Consider the following 15721-nt stretch of genomic DNA (forward strand, 5'->3'; position numbering starts at 1 on the left):
TCTGGTAGGCTGGGGGCGAAAGGAGGCGATGACATGACCTTGGGAGCGCGGATTGCCGCCCTTCGAAAGGAGCGGGGATTGTCCCAGGAGGGCCTGGGCGAGCTGGTGGGGGTGTCCCGCCAGGCGGTGAGCAAATGGGAGTCGGACAGTGCCCTGCCCGACGTCAACAACTGTGTGGCCCTAAGTAAGGCCTTTGGCATTACCCTCAGCCAGCTGTTGGAGCTGGAGGAGGAACCGAGCGCCCCAGCGGGAGAGCTGACAGAGGAACAGCTGGCCATGGTCCAGGCCATCGCGGAAAAATATCTTTCTTCGCTGCCCAGGCCCCGGAGCTGGCGGCAGCGGCGGAAGTGGCCCTGGGTGCTGGCCGCCTCGGTGCTGCTGGTGCTGGGCGTAGTGGCGGCGGAATGGGTGCGGGATCTGAACCGCACCGTCTCCTCGATGTCCAATGAGATGATTAACGTCCACAACACGGTGAGCCAGGCGGTGGAGGAGCAGGTGAACATCGCCCTCACCGAGGTCACCTCCCTGGTGAAGGAGAAGAACTGGACCCTGGAGGAGGTGGACCTGGAGGAGAATACCGCCACCTTTACCCTCACCGCCCAGCTGCGCCGCCGCACGCCGGATACCCCGGTGGTGTTCGCCGCCCGCAGCGGAGGTGAGACCATATGGGCGGAGGGCACGGACCAGGGGGGACAGTACTTTTCTGCCCAAATTACCTGTCCCCTCAGAGACGACATCCGCCTTTCCGTGGCCTTTCAGACCGAGGGGGAGGAGCACACCGAGGAGCTGGCCCAGGTGCTCCAGCTGGAGCAGGAATATGCCATGCGGCCCACTTCCTATGTCCGCTATGCCGAGCCCTATACCGACAAATACTTGGAGCCCGCCACTCAGACCCGGGGAAGCCTGCCCCAGGGGACCCGGGTGCCCCTGTATCTGAGCCTGGAGGTGATCAGTCAGGAGGCACTGGCCGGGAAACCGGTGACGGTGGATCAGGCCGCCGTGGGCCTCTTTGTCAACGGGGAGGCCCGGGAGTGGACCGGACTGGACCTGTCGAAGGTACAAAAGCCACGGGCCGGCCTGGAGGAGAGCTGGAGCCGCTGGGAGTGGGAGGAGGAAATCCCCCTGGACAATCAGCTGCTGGAGCGGGGAGATGAGCTGGTGCTGGCCCTCTATGCCCGGGACAGCTACGGCCGGACGCTGACCCAGGTGCTGTGGCGGGGCATTATCTCCGACGGGGAACTGGACGGCGGCCTGCTGGGGGAGACCGGCTGGTGGGAGACGGAGCCCTATCCCCCAGCGGAGGTGGGACCATGAAGGAACTGAAAAAGAGTCTGCTGCCCGCCCTGATGGGCTTCTGGCTGGGGTACCTTGTCACCAGTGTCCTGTTGGGTGGGTGGGCCATGCTGGGCCTTTACCTCTATGGCTTTCTGAGCCGCCCCGGTTTGCCGTATGACATGACGGGGTTTTGGCTGGCCCTGCTGCCCCTTCTCATGGCCGGAGGCCTCACCCGAAAATTCCGGCCGGAGTTGCAGGCCGGGGGACTGTGGCTGGCCGCCGCCCTGGATGCCCTGGTGCTGCTGGGGTTCCTTCTGCTGGGCGGGGCGGTCTATTGGCTCACCATTCCCGGGGAGGTGCTGGCCGGCTGGGTGCCCCCGCTGGCGGAGTTTCTGGGGGTGGGGCCCTACTACGCCCGGATGATGCTGAAGGATGGGGCGGGGGTGCTGCTGTCGCCCTTGGCCTTTACCCTGGGCTGCCTGCTGGCCCGGCGGCCGGAGAAGCCGGATGACCGGAGCCAAAAGCGAGAGGAGGGAGCGGAATGGACGGGGGACTGATTATTTTACTGGTATTTCTGTACGGGGGAGCTGCCATCCTTCAATCCAGATGGGTGGCCTGGGCGCAGGGAAAAACCAGCCTTCAGGACCGGTGCCTCATTCCGATTATTCTGTCTGTACTGTTGTTGGTGCTTACCGTCATTGGCCTGCGGCGGGCCAGGGGCTGGGACGCTCTGGGATGGAATATCCTGGTGCATTTTGGCACCGTGCCCCTGGCCGCAGCAATCGGAATTGGCACCCTGGTGGGGCTGCTCCGATGGAGTAGGCAGGCAAAGAAGAACGCATCCGGAGAGACAGAACGCTCAGAGTAATGGAAGTGTTGGAACGGAATGTGCGCTTAGAGCGGCAGACTGCGGACCCAGTCCGCCATGTCGGCTTCGCTCATGTTTCCCTGCAGGACCTTGCCGTTCAGCAGCCGCGCCTTGGGGCAGCTGGGCTGGAGCTTCTCATTGGTGGTGCCCATGCCGCTTCCCCCGGAGGTGGCAAAGGGAACGATGGTTTTTCCCTCCAGATTGTACTGCTCCAGAAAGGTATTGATGATGGTGGGAGCCACATGCCACCAGATGGGGAAGCCCACAAAGACCGTGTCGTAGGAATCCATATCGGTACAGACGCCTGCAATGGCAGGGCGGGAGCTGGGATCGGCCATCTCCAGCGTGCTGCGGGAGTTCTTGTCGGTCCAGTCCAGGTCAGCCTTGGTGTAGGGCGTCTCCGGGATGATCGCATAGAGGTCGGCACCCATGGCCCCGGCCAGGGTTTTCGCTGCTTTGGCGGTCACACCGCTGGCGGAAAAGTAGGCGACTAACGTTTTACCCATAGAGATCCTTCCTTTCATACAAATAACAGATTGGGTATTTTTATTATAGATGGCATAAAGTCGTTTGACAAGAGACGGCAGATACGGAGAAAAGAGGCGGTTTTCCGCCTCTTTTTTCTCTGTATCTTTGACGATTATTAAGATTTGGAAGGAGTTCATCTGCCTTATAATGTGACTGCGGAACAGGAAGGCCCCGCAGCTGAAAAAATTTTTTATTTGGCGGTGCAACTATATGCAGCGGGGCGGAGTCTTACTATATGAAAGGAGGTTATCCGCCCACATGCAGCTGCGGAACGACCGTTCAGAATTATCGGATGCGGAATTTTTACAGTTAATTGAAGCAAAGAGCGACTCGTTTTATCGGGTGGCCTATGGATATGTCCGGAATCCGGAGGACGCAAAGGATATCGTGCAGGAAGCGGTGTGCAAAGCCTACGCAGGAAAAAAGCGTCTGAGGGAGCGGGACAAATTTTACCCCTGGTTTTATCGGATTCTGGCCCATACGGCGGTATCCTTTCTGCGCAAGCACGCCCGCGCCGTGGCCTGGGAGGAGGAGCTTCTGGAGGACCCGGAGCCTCTGGAGGAGCGCTGGAGTGATCGGCTTTGGGTCAAGGACTCGCTGGGACGCATTGAGGCCAAAAGCCGCACCGTCATCGTCCTGAAGGTCTATGAGAATATGACCTTTGCGGAAATCGCGCAGATTCTTCAAAAGCCGGAGAACAGTGTGAAATCCCTCTACTATCGGGGACTGAAATCGTTGAAGGAAAGGATGCTGGTCAATGGATAATCGCTGGAACATCGAGGTCAGCATTCCGGAGGACCTGGATGAGGTCATTCGGCGGGGCATCCGGGACGGAAAGGAGACCGTGGCGCGGCGCAACCGCCTCAAGCGGGCAGCGGCCCGTTCCACCTGTTCCTTCGTGCTGATTTTTGGCCTTTTTGTGGGCGGAATCAACCTCTCACCGGCCTTTGCGGAGGCCGTGGGTGAGCTTCCGGTGCTGGGTGAGCTGGTACAGGTATTTGGGAAAAATCAATCTCTGGCCCAGGGCGGAAGCCAGCTGGGACAGGGAAATGCGGCCCTGACCATGGGGCGCAGCGGCGGGGTGGAGTGGATTCGTCTGGAATTTGAGCAGGAGCAGGCATCCCGGTATCAGGCGGAGTTTGACTCCTATCCCAAGACGGTCACCATCACTCTTCCGGGAACGGAATCGGTCTCCATTCTCTCGGAGATCACCCGGGCCCAGGATACCAGTCAGTACATCAAGTCGGTATATTCCATCCCGGACGGCGCCGGAGGCAGCACCGCCATCCAGCTGGAGCTGGAGAGCGACGCGGACGTCCAGATCCAGGAATACCGGGACCCCGGCAGCCTGGTAATCCGGCTGACCCCGGCGGAGATCCCGCTGAATACGGTCTATTCCGTGCGGACCCTCTCTCTGAATGAGGAGGCGCTGGAGAAGGCTGTGGAGCAATATGGAACCAACTCCGTCCGCATTCTTCGGGATGACAGTGGGACCTATTTTCTGGAATTTGGGCAGTACGACACATCGGAGCAGGCCCAGGCGGAATGCCAGGCCATCCAGGGGGATGTAATTGTGGAGGCACGCACCGGCAACAATGTGCCCGTGTGCTTCCGGACCATGGAGGACTATCAGAGCAGCTGCTTTTTGGACCAGTATTACGAGGTGCTGCTCCACGCAGACACAGTGGAGCCGGTACTGGATTTTATGGACCGGTATTTCGCCCAGGCCAGCCGGCAGGAACAGGAGATTATGCTCAACGGGCTGAGCGGATGGCTGGAGGATGAAGAAGAGACGGACTGGGAGCGGGCTGCTGCCTTCTACCAGCTCGCAGGACAGCCGCTGCCGGAGTCCATCCGGCAGCATCAGAACGCCGCGCAAGGCTAAGAAAGGAACAAAACTATGAAGCGAATCGTAACCATTACCCTGATGCTGATGTTGGTCCTCACCATGACCTCCTGCACTGCGCTGGGGCTTGGTAAGAATAAGGAAAAAACCGACGCTGTCTCCAGCAGTCAGTCAGACAGCTCCTCCAGCCAGCAGACGGACAGCTCGGCGGACGGACAGATGGACGCCCCGGACAAATCCGAAGAGGAGCAGAAGGAAGAAAAGACCATTCAGGGCATCGTCAATAAGATTGGCAACTACCTGGTGCTGCTCACGGAGGACGGAGAGTACCATGTGATGGACTTCGGCGAGGGCCTTGACACCGAGCCGTTCAAGGAAGGGGACAAGGTGGAAATCACTTATACCGGCGATCTGGCCGATGAGGAGAACAGCCCTGTCATTGTGGCCATGGAAAAGATGAAGTAACTTCCATACGGTTTGCCCAAATACGAAAACAAGAGGTGCAGTCCCGAAGGGGGACTGCACCTCTTGCCTGTTTGTAGGGAAATCAAATTACGGTTTGCAGCTGCCGCAGGGGGAGTAGCCCTGGGCGATCAGGCCTTCCCGGCTGCCGGTATAGTCCTGGCGGTTGGCGGGATCCATTTTTTCTACGCTGGAGCAGGAGGGCAGGTGGAACTTCCCGGAGCTGGTGTTGAGAACGTATGTCTCCTGCTGGTCATCCTGGGTGCTCTGCGCGCCGCTCTGGGGTTCGTCTCCGCTCAGCCAGCTGTCTCCGGTGGCGTAGTCAAGCTCCACACCCGGCTGCACGTTGTAGGCGTACACACAGAAGCACACCCCAGCGCCGTCGTCCTCCACGGACCAGCCCTCCATCAGCACGCCGCTGGCCAGAAGGTTGTCCCCCTCGAACACCGGAGTGACCCGGTAGACCACGTGGTTGCCCGTCTCCTTGATGTAGTCCGCGGTCAGGTTTTCAAAGGGCAGCATTCCCTCCGTGTTGAGGTAACGGGTGCCGGTAATCAGGTTGTCCTCGTTGGCATTTTCTCCGGTGAGCTGGTAGCCGATGAGATGGCAGCGGTTGTAGAGGTACTTTCCGTCCACACAGTCATACTTCACCGTGTGCCAGCCTGTGGGCTTGACCTGACCGATGCTGCCCCGGTCCTCGGTGGGCATCAGATCCTGCCCTACGCAGGCCCAGGCGGTGGTACAGCGGCCCAGACTGTCCCGCTGGCCGTAGGTTTCAAAGGAGTCGGACGACAGATCCTCCGTGGAGAAGTAGGGGATGTTGTCATGGACGGCGACATAAGCGTCCCCGGAGTAGGCCGGGACGTCGGAGAGCTGAAAGTCTGCATCGGAGGAGATGCTTTGGGAGACGGACCCGGACGGAGCGCCTGAGGTCAGAGCGGAAAGGCTGCTGCAACCGGGGATCAGGGTAAACAAGAGCGCCAGAGCAAGCAGGCGCGCGGCGATGGCTTTTTTCATTTGGTGTAGACCTCCTGGGTAATGGTTTCATGGGAGTAACCGGGAAATTCCCGCTGCCGGGTCAGGTGCCAATCTTTTGGGAAACCGGGAAGATTAAACCAGGTGTCCGCGGGATACCGGCGGTTCCAGCAAAACAGGATGACCTCTTCCACCCGATGGGCACAGCTTGTCAGACTTTGGGTTTCCACAAAGCAGAGTTCCCCCGGTCCGGCGCGGTCCAGGCAGTCCTCCGCCACCCGCAGGCGTTCGGCGTCGTCTGCCTCAAACTGTCCGGCGGAGTAGGCGTTCATCCAGACGGGGCGGGAGCCGGCCTGCTCCAGCAGGGCGCGCCGCAGCAGGCGGTCCTGACTTTGACGGCGGCCGTTGAAGGCCATGCCGCCCTTGTCGTCCACACAAGCAATGATAATCATGAGAGATCCTCCAGGTTGTATTCATGTTCCGGTGGGTGGTCAGGGCTTTCCCTGACGGTACTGATTGTAGCAGCTCAGTTGTCCCATAAAACGGACTGCGTCCGTTTCGGCGGAAGGAACTTCACCATTGTACCATGTTTTCGGCGGTTTTGCATGGAAAAACGGATGCCGGTCCGGGAGGGGGCCATTGCAGCGACAGGGAAAAAAGCATATAATAAAAATTACAAAATACCGTTGAGGAGGGACGCTATGGAATACATCACAGTGCGGGAGGCGGCACAGAAGTGGGAGATTTCGCAGCGGCTGGCTCAGCAGTATTGCACGGATGGGCGCATTGAGGGGGCCAGGAAGTTCGGCGGGGCGTGGGCCATTCCCGCCGATGCGGAGCGGCCTGCCGACTTGAGACGGGCAAGGCAAAAGCGGACGGAGCTCCCCGCGGATGCTCCTGTGCCGGACCGGCTGGCAGGGGGGCTTATGCTCCTGCCCCTTTTGAACGCGGCATTTGAACCGGGGCATTGCGTGGAGTATGTCAATGGGATTGCCGATGCCCGGCTGCGGGATATTGCCCGCTCGGAGTACTGCTATTTCAGCGGCCGGGCCGAGGAGTCGGCCCAGATAGCCGAGCTCTACCTGTCTAACCCGGAACCGGCGCTTCGGCTGTCGGCCTGTCTGCTCTACGCCTATGCAAATCTTTCCATCGGGCAGATTCAGCGGGCCCGCTATGCACTGACTGAGGTGCGGAAGACCCTGGCCACATCGGATGAGAATACACCGCCTGAACTGCGGGCCGCAGCGGTGTTCGTCGTTACAGCTGCCGCCGTGCTGCTCCACCTGCCTCTGCCGGAGGAGGTGGGACCGCTGCAGGATCATATCCGGCTCCTGCCGCCCGGTCTGCGGATGTTTGCACTTTATGTGCAGGCCCACCACACCTACCTGCAGGGAGACTACGGGAAGAGCATCGGGATTGTGGAGACCGCCTTTGCCATGCAGGCGGAGGTCTATCCCATCCCATCCATCTACATGCATCTGGCGGCGGTGATGGACTACATGAGTCTGAAGCAGCCGGAGCAGGCGCAGCGCCATCTGATTGCGGCCTGGGATCTGGCCCGGCCCGACGATCTCATTGAGGGTCTGGGGGAGCACCATGGCCTGCTGGGCGGAATGCTGGAGGCCGTTCTGAAAAAGGACTACCCGGAGGATTTCAAGAGGATTATCGCCATTACCTATCGGTTTTCCGCGGGATGGCGCAAGGTACATAACCCGGTTACCGGGCACGATGTGGCGGACAATCTGACCACCACTGAGTTTGCCGCTGCTATGCTGGCCGCCCGGGGCTGGACCAATCAGGAAATTGCCGACCACATGGGGATTTCCCCCAATACCGTCAAGCAATACATTTCCACCACATTGCAGAAGCTGAACATCAAACAGCGTAAGGATTTGAAGCAGTACATGCTGCTCTGATGGAACGTGCAGAACGGACTATACCCCACCGCGGGCATAGTCCGTTTTTGCTGGGAAACGGGGGATTTCAAACGCGGGGTTTCGTGCTAGAGTAAACAGTGTAACGGGCTTCTGTCCGCTCATGAAAAAGGCCGGAGGAGAAGAATGGCAAGCAGCCCACGAAAGACAGGAGGACGAAATCGTGCAGAAAACCTCGCTATGTGAAATCACCCTGACCGGAACTGACCATGGAGAGTGGCAGGGGACCGTCTATTTTCCCACAGAGAATAAGCAGCACAGCTTTCAGAGTCTGCTTGAGCTCATTCGCACGGTGGAGCGCCATGTGGAGCCTGATGCAGGGTTTCCGGAGGAGACGGAGCAGTAAAATGAGAACAGGGCCCGGCTTGGAGAGAAAAAGCCGGAGCTGAATATAGAAGAAACAGGCGGCATTCCCAACATCGGGAATGCCGCCTGTTTTGGTTCTGACTTATTGCGGTTTTGCGCAGAGCGCGTCGCATCCGGGCAGGCCGTAGGCCGACTGAGCAGACCGCACGGCGCGGACAATGGCCTTTTCCATGGCCCTGGCTGCCATTGCGCCCACCACGTTTACGTCGCCGGGCAGGTCACCCGTGCTGAGGGCGTAAATGCTGTCGCCGTCCGCCATGGTGTGGACGGGGCGAATGGCGCGGGCAAAGCCGTTGTGGGTCATGCCCGCTATCTTGGTGAGCTGAGTCTTGTTCAGCTTGGCGTTGGTGACCACAATGCCCAGGGTGGTGTTGCCGGTGAAGAGGTTTTCCGCAACGGTTACATCCTGAAAAAGCTCGTCCAGGGTGTTGGAAAGTCCCGTGCGGTCGGCGTTCAGCAGCCCCGCGATCTGGACCGCTCCGTCATAGATGTCGCCCAGGGCGTTGACCGCCACCAGAGCGCCCACCTTCAGATGTCCGGCCTGGAGGGCGTACGTGCCGAATCCGGACTTCATGGCCCGGTCCATGCCGCGGTATTTGCCCACCGAGCAGCCGGTCCCGGCCCCCACATTGCCCTCGGCGGGGGGATTGTAGCTGGCATTCTCGCAGGCCTGGTAGGCCATGGCGCCATCGGGTCGGACGTCCATCCGGCCCACGCCCAGATCAAAGAGACAGGACTGGCTGATGAGGGGGACCTTGGTCACCCCCACGTCAAAGCCGATGCCCCGCTCCTCCAGATACTTCTGAACGCCGCCCGCGGCGTCCAGACCGAAGGCACTGCCGCCGGAGAGCAGCACGCCGTTGATGGAGTCGGCCTGAGCCACCGGGGACAAAATCTGAGACTCCCGGGAGGCGGGGCCTCCGCCCCGGACATCCAGCCCGGCGGGGCTCATCCGGTCGCAGAGCAGCACGGTGCAGCCGGTGACGGCCTCTGTATTCTGGGCGTGTCCCACCCGGAAGCCGCCCACCTCCATGATTCCAATTTCCTGCATCCCGTTCGCTCCTCTCATTGTTTCAGTACGACGGCCAGGGCTTTACAGACGGAGCCGCTGATGACACAGCCCAAAACGGCTTCAATGAGTGCCTGAGGCCCCACATAGAGGGCCACAAACAGCAGAATGTTGTCTTTGAAGGCAGCCATCAGTTCCTCGCTCAGCAGCTCCTGCAGAGTGGGGGCGTTCAAAAAGATAAGGACCAGCACCGACATGTAAAGGAGGGTGTTCAGCAGCGGGGCTGCTACCCCTCCGATGTAGTAGGAGATGGTCTTCGTCCGGTCCAGTCTGTGAATGGCACGAAAAATCCAACCCACGCAGACGCCCATGAGGATCCGGGGGATGATGGTGTTGACGAAGCTCAGCGCCACCACAATGCCTCCGGTATAGCCCGCCAGGAACAGGGTGCTGAATCCGGTCTTAATGGCAGTGTAGAAGCTGATGCAGCCCATTACGCCGCCTAAAACACCGCCGGCCAGAGGCCCCAGTATCATCGCGCCCACAGCAACCGGTACCGTCATAATGGATGCGTACTGTCCGGGCAGTGGGATCATAGCCAGGCCGGTGAGGTTCATCATCAGAAGAATTCCCACCAACAGGGCCAGTTCAATGAGGTGCGTGAGATTGGATGATTTTGCCTTTACCATATTCAATTCCTCCTGCTGCCGCTCCGCTCCAGGCGGATGCAGCGCATTTTTGCGGCACAATGTGCCAGCGGCTATTATACTATGGCCTTATGGAATTTTCAAGGAGGTTCTTCCCTGAAAACAAAGCCTTTCACCGTCTCCAAGAAAAGAACGCCGCTGCGGATGCAGCGGCGCTCGAAAAGGGATAAGCGTTGGGAGAGAGATCAATAATTTTCGCAGTTGATTTCAAAGTAGCTCTTGGCGTACAGGCAGGTGGGGCATACCTCAGGGGCGGCGGTCCCCACCACGATGTGCCCGCAGTTGCGGCACTCCCATACCTTGACCTCGCTCTTTTCAAAGACCTGCGCGGTCTCCACATTGTGCAGCAGGGCGCGGTAGCGCTCCTCGTGCCGCTTTTCGATGGCGGCGACCAGGCGGAACTTGGCGGCCAGCTCCGGGAAGCCCTCCTCCTCGGCGGTCTTGGCAAAGCCGTCGTACATATCGGTCCACTCGTAGTTTTCACCCTCGGCGGCGTGCAGGAGGTTCTCAGAGGTGGTGCCCAAGCCATTCAGTTCTTCAAACCACATTCTGGCGTGGGCCTTCTCATTTTCTGCTGTCTTCAGGAAGAGAGCTGCGATCTGCTCGTACCCCTCGTTCTGGGCCACAGAGGAGAAGTAGGTATACTTGTTCCGGGCCTGGGACTCACCGGCAAAGGCGGCCTGCAGATTTTTCTCCGTCTGGGTTCCGGCGTATTTGCTGCCGCCCTTGGCGGGAGCGGACTCAATGAGCTCAAAGGCAGAGGCGGGCTGCTTGCAGAGGGGGCAGGTGAAGTCCTCCGGCAGGGATTCCCCCTCATAGATGTATCCGCAAATTTTGCACTTCCACTTTTTCATAGTATGTTGTTCTCCTTTCGTTTGAATGAGGCTGCTTCGATCCGTGTAGGAGGTATGGAGCATGCGTTCCGCCAATTCGCTGAGCGGGCGGCCGTAAAAGCTCTCATAAAGCGCCTTGATATCGGGGTTTTCGTGGCTGGTCCGCAGGGTCATGGAGCCGTCCCGCTGGTACAGAGCGGCAATTCGGCTCTGACGGGTCTCATCCGCGTTCCGCGTCAGGTTTTTGGGCTGTCCGCCGCCGCCAATGCAGCCGCCGGGACAGGCCATGACCTCCACAAAGTGGAACTCTTTTCCGGCTTTCTTCTGCTGCTGCAGGAAGCGGCGGGCGTTGGCCGTGCCGTAAATTACCGCCACATTCAGCGTTTGTCCGGCGATTTCCACCTGTGCCTCCCGAACGCCTTCGTATCCCCGCACCGGAGTGAAGGAAAGCAGAAGCTCCGGTGCCTCCTCCCCGGTCAGGAATGCGTGGGCGGTGCGGAGGGCGGCCTCCATGACGCCTCCGGTGTTGGCAAAGATTACGCCTGCTCCGGAGGAGCGGCCCATGAGGGAGTCGTAGGCGGAGTCCTCCAGGGCGTTCCAGTCGATGCCGGCCTCCTTGGCCCAGCGGGCCACTTCCCGCGTGGTAAGAACCTGGTCCGTATCCCGCAGGCCCGGCAGGCCGTGGTAATCGGCGGCGGCGTGCATCTCCTCCCGCCGGACCTCAAATTTTTTGGCCGTGCACGGAGTCAGGGTGACATGGACGATTTGCTGGGGGTTCAGACCCATCTTTTGAGCGAAATAGGTCTTTACCGTCGCGCCCTGCATCCCGATGGGGCTTTTTGCAGTGGAGAGGTGGGGGAGCAGATCCGGGGCATAGATCTCCGCGAAGTGGACCCAGGCGGGGCAGCAGCTGGTGAACTGGGGGAGGGGGCGATCCCGTTTCGTCAGGCGCTCAACCAGCTCGCTGGCCTCTTCCATGATGGTGAGATCGGCGGCAAAGTTGGTGTCCAGCACATAGTCGGCACCCAGTGCACGCAGCAGCGCCACCATCTTTCCTTCCACGAAGGCGCCGGGCTCCATGCCGAACTCTTCACCCAGGGAAGCCCGGACGGCCGGCGAGGTGCTGACCACCACAATTTTGTCGGGGTCGGCCACCGCCTGGCGGACCTGGGGAGCTTCGTCCCGCTCGGTGATGCTGTTCACCGGGCAGACATTGGCGCACTGGCCGCAGTAAATGCAGATGGCCTTGCCTCCGGTTTCCTCTAGGGTGTAGGTGCCATGCACACCCATCAGATTGGTACAGGCGTCTTTGCACATACCACACCGGATACATGCTTCCTCCCAGCGCACGATGCTGGGGTTGTCCTCCTCAATGGGGACGCGGACGGATAAGGGCAGATGCTTCAGTTTCCTCACATTCCTTTCTCTTGTCTCAGTGGTTGTTTCTTCCTGCATTCCTCGCACAGATACATCAGCTTGAGGTCGTAGGACAAGATGGATATCCCTGCTTTTTCTTCCAGTTGGTGGGTCAGATCTCCCAAATCCACATCCAGCAGCCTGCCGCACCCCTTGCATACAAGGTGGTCATGCCGCTGAATGCGGTCATAGCGGTCCGGCATCCCTTCCACAGAGATTTTTCGGACCCGGTCTTCCTCCCACAGACGGTTCAGGTTGTTGTAAACGGTTGCCAGAACTACCGTGGGATAGGTCTGCCGCAATGCTTCAAATACCTGTTCCGCCGTCATATGGCTGTGGGAGGTCTCCACAATCTCCAGAATCTTTTTTGCATACTTCGTCACAACACTCAACACCGTTTTTAGAATGATTCTAATTATAGCCAATGGGGAAGAAAAGTCAAGTAAAAAACAAACGGAAGGAGTCTTCATACAAATATCAGTTCTTACAACGGTCTGTACTGCGCTCCGTCTGTGGCATTTTGCTTCTTAAGGGTGGACTTTTATTATTCTCAAAAATTAAAAGCATACGATTAACAGCTTGCTGTTAAAATGATATGATAGGAGAACCATGAAAAGGGGGCGAGGAGTTGAGCCGGAGGTCTACCAGCGGACAGCTGATCAAACAGATCCACGACGCCATTGAACGCAGAGCCAACCAATCTCTGCGCCAAAATGATTTGACCATGGTACAGATATGGGTCCTGATGTCTTTGAGTGAGAAGGAAGATAAGACCTACTCGCTCAAGGAGCTGGAGCGTATTCTGGACGTGGCGCAGTCCACCTGTGCGGGGATTGTGAACCGGCTTGCCCTGAAAAAGCTCGTGGAGTGCTTCACGGACCCCGCTGACAAGCGGATCAAGCTGGTCCGGATCAGGCCGGAAGGGGAGCAGTGCTGCCGGGATGCCAGAGAGCGGATGCAGGAAATTGATCAGATCATCTTTCAAGGCTTGACGGAGGAAGAACAGGATACCGTTCATGAACTGCTCCAAAAAATATATGATAACGTCAGCAAAAAATAGACACCCGCAGGCGGCGGGCGTCTGTTTTGACAAAATGATAGCTTGCTATTGAAAGACTCAGGTGGCACATTGGCCCGTTCGCGTAACGGGCTCTTAAAGCTCCAAATCAATAGCTTGCTATTAAAACGAGGAGGAAGCAATCATGAAGAATGAATCGCTGGAGGTCTTTGAAAAAATGCCTGTTTCCAGGGCTGTGTTCAAAAACGCCATACCGGCCATGGTAGCCATGCTCATGGTGCTGGTCTACAATTTGGCGGACACTTTTTTTGTGGGGCAGACACACGACGCCTTGCAGGTGGCCGCTGTGTCACTGGCCACCCCTGTATTTCTGCTGTTCATGGCCGTTGGCACAGCGTTTGGCGTTGGCGGGACCTCTGTTATTTCCAGAGCCCTGGGAGAGGGGAGAAAGGAATATGCGCGGAAGGTATGCTCCTTCTGCATGTGGGGATGCGTCGTAGTGGGGCTCGTGATGACAGCACTGTTTCTGCTGTTTATGGACCCGCTCCTCTCCTTGATTGGAGCCAGCGCTGGTACCTGGGACCTTGCCAAGACCTACTTGAGCATTGTGGCGTATGGCGGGCCCTTTGTTCTCATTTCAAACTGCTTTTCCAACATCATCCGTGCGGAAGGACAGTCCAATAAAGCCATGATGGGGCAGCTGATTGGAAACTTGCTGAACGTTGTACTGGATCCCATCATGATTCTGGGGCTTGGATGGAACATTGCCGGAGCGGCTATCGCAACGGTGATTGGAAATCTGTTTGGCGCGGGATATTATATTTTGTACTTCCTGCGGGGAAGCTCCGGCCTCAGTATTCACCCAAAAGAGTTTACGGTAAGAGCGGGCGTATGCAGCAGCGTGCTCGCCATCGGAATTCCCTCTGCGTTGGGGACCATACTCATGAGCGTCTCTCAGATTATCATCAACAGCCAAATGGCGGAGTACGGCGACATGGCGATTGCCGGTATGGGTGTTGCCATGAAGGTGGTCACCATCACGGGCATGGTATGCATGGGTCTTGGGCAGGGGATACAGCCCTTGCTGGGATACTGTGTGGGAGCAAAGCTATGGGAGCGCTTCCGGGCCGCTTTTCGATTTGCGCTGCTGTTTGCATTTGCCCTGGGGGCTGTATTGACCATAATCTGTTACCTGTTCGTGGAGCAGATTGTAAGCGTATTTTTAACTGACGTGACGGCGTTTGCGTATGCGGTGCAGTTTGCAAAGATCCTGTTGACTACCAGTTTTTTGTTTGGCGTATTCTACGTTTTGATCAATACTCTGCAGGCAATGGGGGCGGCAACGGCTTCCCTGATCATCAATCTGAGCCGGCAAGGCATCATTTTTATCCCTGCCCTGTTCCTGTTGAAGGCAATGCTCGGCCTGACAGGACTGCTCTGGGCGCAGCCGGTGGCCGACCTTCTTTCCCTGTTCATTGCCGTGGTCCTGTACCTGAGCGCATACAAAAAGCTCCGTGGGACAGAGGGCGGAGGCGAGGAGACAAGAAACCGGGAATCCTACCTGTTTTCCTGAAAATTTCTGAGAGAAGCGCTGATCTTGCAGCACCCAACGGTTAAAAAAGCAGTTACCGCATAACATAGGGGCCATGCCTTTTGGCATGGCCCCTATGTTATGCGGGCAGTTATTTTTTCAGGGCTGAGACAAGCAGCATCATGGGACGGCGCATCTCATCCTTCATTCCGTCAAGCTCCAGCATATCCTCAGGCGGCTGCGGTTCAATAATATGTTGGAGTTCAAACCCGTTTTGAAGCAATGTGTTCAAATAAGTCGTCAAGGTCCGATGATATTTTATGACCGGCTCCCCTAAAAAGATCGCCTCTCTGCGGCCTTCGTAGTAGTAGTTATCCACCGGAAAGTGCAGGATTTCTCCGTTGCTGTCATAGTACCAATCTTGCGTCCCGTAGGAAGTGAACACCGGGTGCTCCACGGAAAAGACGAGAGTGCCGCCCTGTTTGAGCCATTTGGAGATGTTTACAACCAAGGATTCGAAGTCCTCAATGTAGTGAAACGCCAGAGAACTGAGAATGACGTCAAATGTGCGCTCCGGAAAGGACAAATCCTCCATGGCGATGCACTGATAATTGATTTGCGGGGCGGAATTGATGGCCTGTGCCTTCGCAAGCATTTTTTTGGAAATGTCTGTGCCAAGTACAGAGAATGCGCCGTGCTCCGCAGCATATTTACAGTGCCAGCCGTACCCGCAGCCCAAATCCAAGACCCTTTTTCCGCAAAAATCAGGAAGGATTTTTTGCAGCTCCGACCATTCTCCTGCGCCCTGCAGGCCCTTTTGAGAGCGTGTCATCTGACTGTACTTTTGGAAAAAACGTTCGGTATCGTATTTATTTTCTTTCATGTTAAGGTCCTCCCATGTAAATATCACAACAGATGCTTGATGATTTACATGGGTTTATGCAATCTTTTGG

18 protein-coding genes are annotated in these 15721 nt (G+C 57.8%); 10 read left to right on the top strand and 8 right to left on the bottom strand.

All coding sequences use genetic code 11. The features are described 5' to 3' along the window. Nucleotides 1-33: 33 nt before the first annotated feature. From AC3YUO_RS11405 to AC3YUO_RS11415, 3 genes are read left to right on the top strand one after another with little or no spacing between them, the layout of a single operon-like run. The gene (locus AC3YUO_RS11405) at nucleotides 34-1314 is read left to right on the top strand and encodes a helix-turn-helix transcriptional regulator (RefSeq protein ID WP_489963157.1); all 1281 of its coding nucleotides are present in this window, start codon (nucleotides 34-36) and stop codon (nucleotides 1312-1314) included. Beyond that, entirely contained in the window at nucleotides 1311-1832 is a 522-nt protein-coding gene (locus tag AC3YUO_RS11410) for a hypothetical protein (RefSeq protein WP_489963158.1), read from the top strand. The genes AC3YUO_RS11405 and AC3YUO_RS11410 overlap by 4 nt, the downstream gene beginning before the upstream one ends. Then, nucleotides 1817-2143, top strand: coding sequence for a hypothetical protein (locus tag AC3YUO_RS11415; protein ID WP_489963159.1), 327 nt, complete (start codon nucleotides 1817-1819; stop codon nucleotides 2141-2143). Before AC3YUO_RS11410 ends, AC3YUO_RS11415 begins: the two co-directional genes overlap by 16 nt. Before the next feature lie 26 nt (nucleotides 2144-2169). Here AC3YUO_RS11415 and AC3YUO_RS11420 read toward each other — a convergent pair whose 3' ends face one another. Then, the gene (locus AC3YUO_RS11420; RefSeq protein ID WP_489963161.1) at nucleotides 2170-2649 is read right to left on the bottom strand and encodes a flavodoxin; all 480 of its coding nucleotides are present in this window, start codon (nucleotides 2647-2649) and stop codon (nucleotides 2170-2172) included. A gap of 280 nt (nucleotides 2650-2929) precedes the next feature. Here AC3YUO_RS11420 and AC3YUO_RS11425 point away from each other — a divergent pair, with 280 nt between their 5' ends. Genes AC3YUO_RS11425 through AC3YUO_RS11435 form a run of 3 tightly spaced genes read left to right on the top strand, consistent with a single transcriptional unit; the run spans nucleotide 2930 to nucleotide 4982 of the window. Further along, nucleotides 2930-3436 (top strand): sigma-70 family RNA polymerase sigma factor, encoded by a 507-nt coding sequence (locus AC3YUO_RS11425; RefSeq protein ID WP_489963162.1) that lies wholly within the window; start codon nucleotides 2930-2932, stop codon nucleotides 3434-3436. Next, complete coding sequence (locus AC3YUO_RS11430; RefSeq protein ID WP_489963163.1) at nucleotides 3429-4556, top strand: DUF4179 domain-containing protein; 1128 nt, start codon at nucleotides 3429-3431, stop codon at nucleotides 4554-4556. The genes AC3YUO_RS11425 and AC3YUO_RS11430 overlap by 8 nt, the downstream gene beginning before the upstream one ends. Before the next feature lie 15 nt (nucleotides 4557-4571). After that, nucleotides 4572-4982, top strand: coding sequence for a hypothetical protein (locus tag AC3YUO_RS11435; protein ID WP_489963164.1), 411 nt, complete (start codon nucleotides 4572-4574; stop codon nucleotides 4980-4982). Nucleotides 4983-5069: 87 nt separating this feature from the next. Here AC3YUO_RS11435 and AC3YUO_RS11440 read toward each other — a convergent pair whose 3' ends face one another. Next, nucleotides 5070-5996, bottom strand: a complete 927-nt coding sequence (locus tag AC3YUO_RS11440; RefSeq protein ID WP_489963165.1) for a DNA/RNA non-specific endonuclease — start codon at nucleotides 5994-5996, stop codon at nucleotides 5070-5072. Further along, entirely contained in the window at nucleotides 5993-6406 is a 414-nt protein-coding gene (locus tag AC3YUO_RS11445) for a ribonuclease Z (RefSeq protein WP_489963166.1), read from the bottom strand. The genes AC3YUO_RS11440 and AC3YUO_RS11445 overlap by 4 nt, the downstream gene beginning before the upstream one ends. 249 nt (nucleotides 6407-6655) lie before the next feature. Here AC3YUO_RS11445 and AC3YUO_RS11450 point away from each other — a divergent pair, with 249 nt between their 5' ends. Continuing rightward, on the top strand, nucleotides 6656-7870 hold the full coding sequence (locus AC3YUO_RS11450; RefSeq protein ID WP_489963167.1) for a LuxR C-terminal-related transcriptional regulator: 1215 nt from the start codon (nucleotides 6656-6658) through the stop codon (nucleotides 7868-7870). 181 nt (nucleotides 7871-8051) lie between these two features. Further along, nucleotides 8052-8234: a hypothetical protein gene (locus AC3YUO_RS11455; protein ID WP_489963168.1), complete on the top strand. Its 183-nt coding sequence runs from the start codon at nucleotides 8052-8054 to the stop codon at nucleotides 8232-8234. Nucleotides 8235-8336: 102 nt separating this feature from the next. On the opposite strand, the gene AC3YUO_RS11460 is transcribed toward AC3YUO_RS11455, so the two are convergent. From AC3YUO_RS11460 to AC3YUO_RS11475, 4 genes are all read right to left on the bottom strand, one after another. After that, nucleotides 8337-9305, bottom strand: coding sequence for a P1 family peptidase (locus AC3YUO_RS11460; RefSeq protein ID WP_489963169.1), 969 nt, complete (start codon nucleotides 9303-9305; stop codon nucleotides 8337-8339). 14 nt (nucleotides 9306-9319) lie between these two features. Next, the gene (locus tag AC3YUO_RS11465) at nucleotides 9320-9952 is read right to left on the bottom strand and encodes an ECF transporter S component (RefSeq protein ID WP_489963170.1); all 633 of its coding nucleotides are present in this window, start codon (nucleotides 9950-9952) and stop codon (nucleotides 9320-9322) included. A gap of 203 nt (nucleotides 9953-10155) precedes the next feature. Then, nucleotides 10156-12258: a rubrerythrin gene (rbr, locus tag AC3YUO_RS11470; protein WP_489963171.1), complete on the bottom strand. Its 2103-nt coding sequence runs from the start codon at nucleotides 12256-12258 to the stop codon at nucleotides 10156-10158. Next, on the bottom strand, nucleotides 12216-12602 hold the full coding sequence (locus tag AC3YUO_RS11475) for a Fur family transcriptional regulator (RefSeq protein WP_489963172.1): 387 nt from the start codon (nucleotides 12600-12602) through the stop codon (nucleotides 12216-12218). Before AC3YUO_RS11475 ends, rbr begins: the two co-directional genes overlap by 43 nt. Nucleotides 12603-12847: 245 nt before the next feature. Here AC3YUO_RS11475 and AC3YUO_RS11480 point away from each other — a divergent pair, with 245 nt between their 5' ends. Next, nucleotides 12848-13279 carry a MarR family winged helix-turn-helix transcriptional regulator gene (locus AC3YUO_RS11480; RefSeq protein ID WP_489963174.1) on the top strand — a complete coding sequence of 144 codons (432 nt, stop codon included), beginning with the start codon at nucleotides 12848-12850 and terminating at the stop codon, nucleotides 13277-13279. Between the two features lie 142 nt (nucleotides 13280-13421). Further along, entirely contained in the window at nucleotides 13422-14810 is a 1389-nt protein-coding gene (locus AC3YUO_RS11485; RefSeq protein WP_489963175.1) for an MATE family efflux transporter, read from the top strand. Nucleotides 14811-14919: 109 nt separating this feature from the next. On the opposite strand, the gene AC3YUO_RS11490 is transcribed toward AC3YUO_RS11485, so the two are convergent. Then, entirely contained in the window at nucleotides 14920-15651 is a 732-nt protein-coding gene (locus AC3YUO_RS11490) for a class I SAM-dependent methyltransferase (RefSeq protein ID WP_489963176.1), read from the bottom strand. Nucleotides 15652-15721 lie beyond the last annotated feature (70 nt).

The organism is Pseudoflavonifractor sp. HNCC25GI2, from assembly GCF_058136395.1.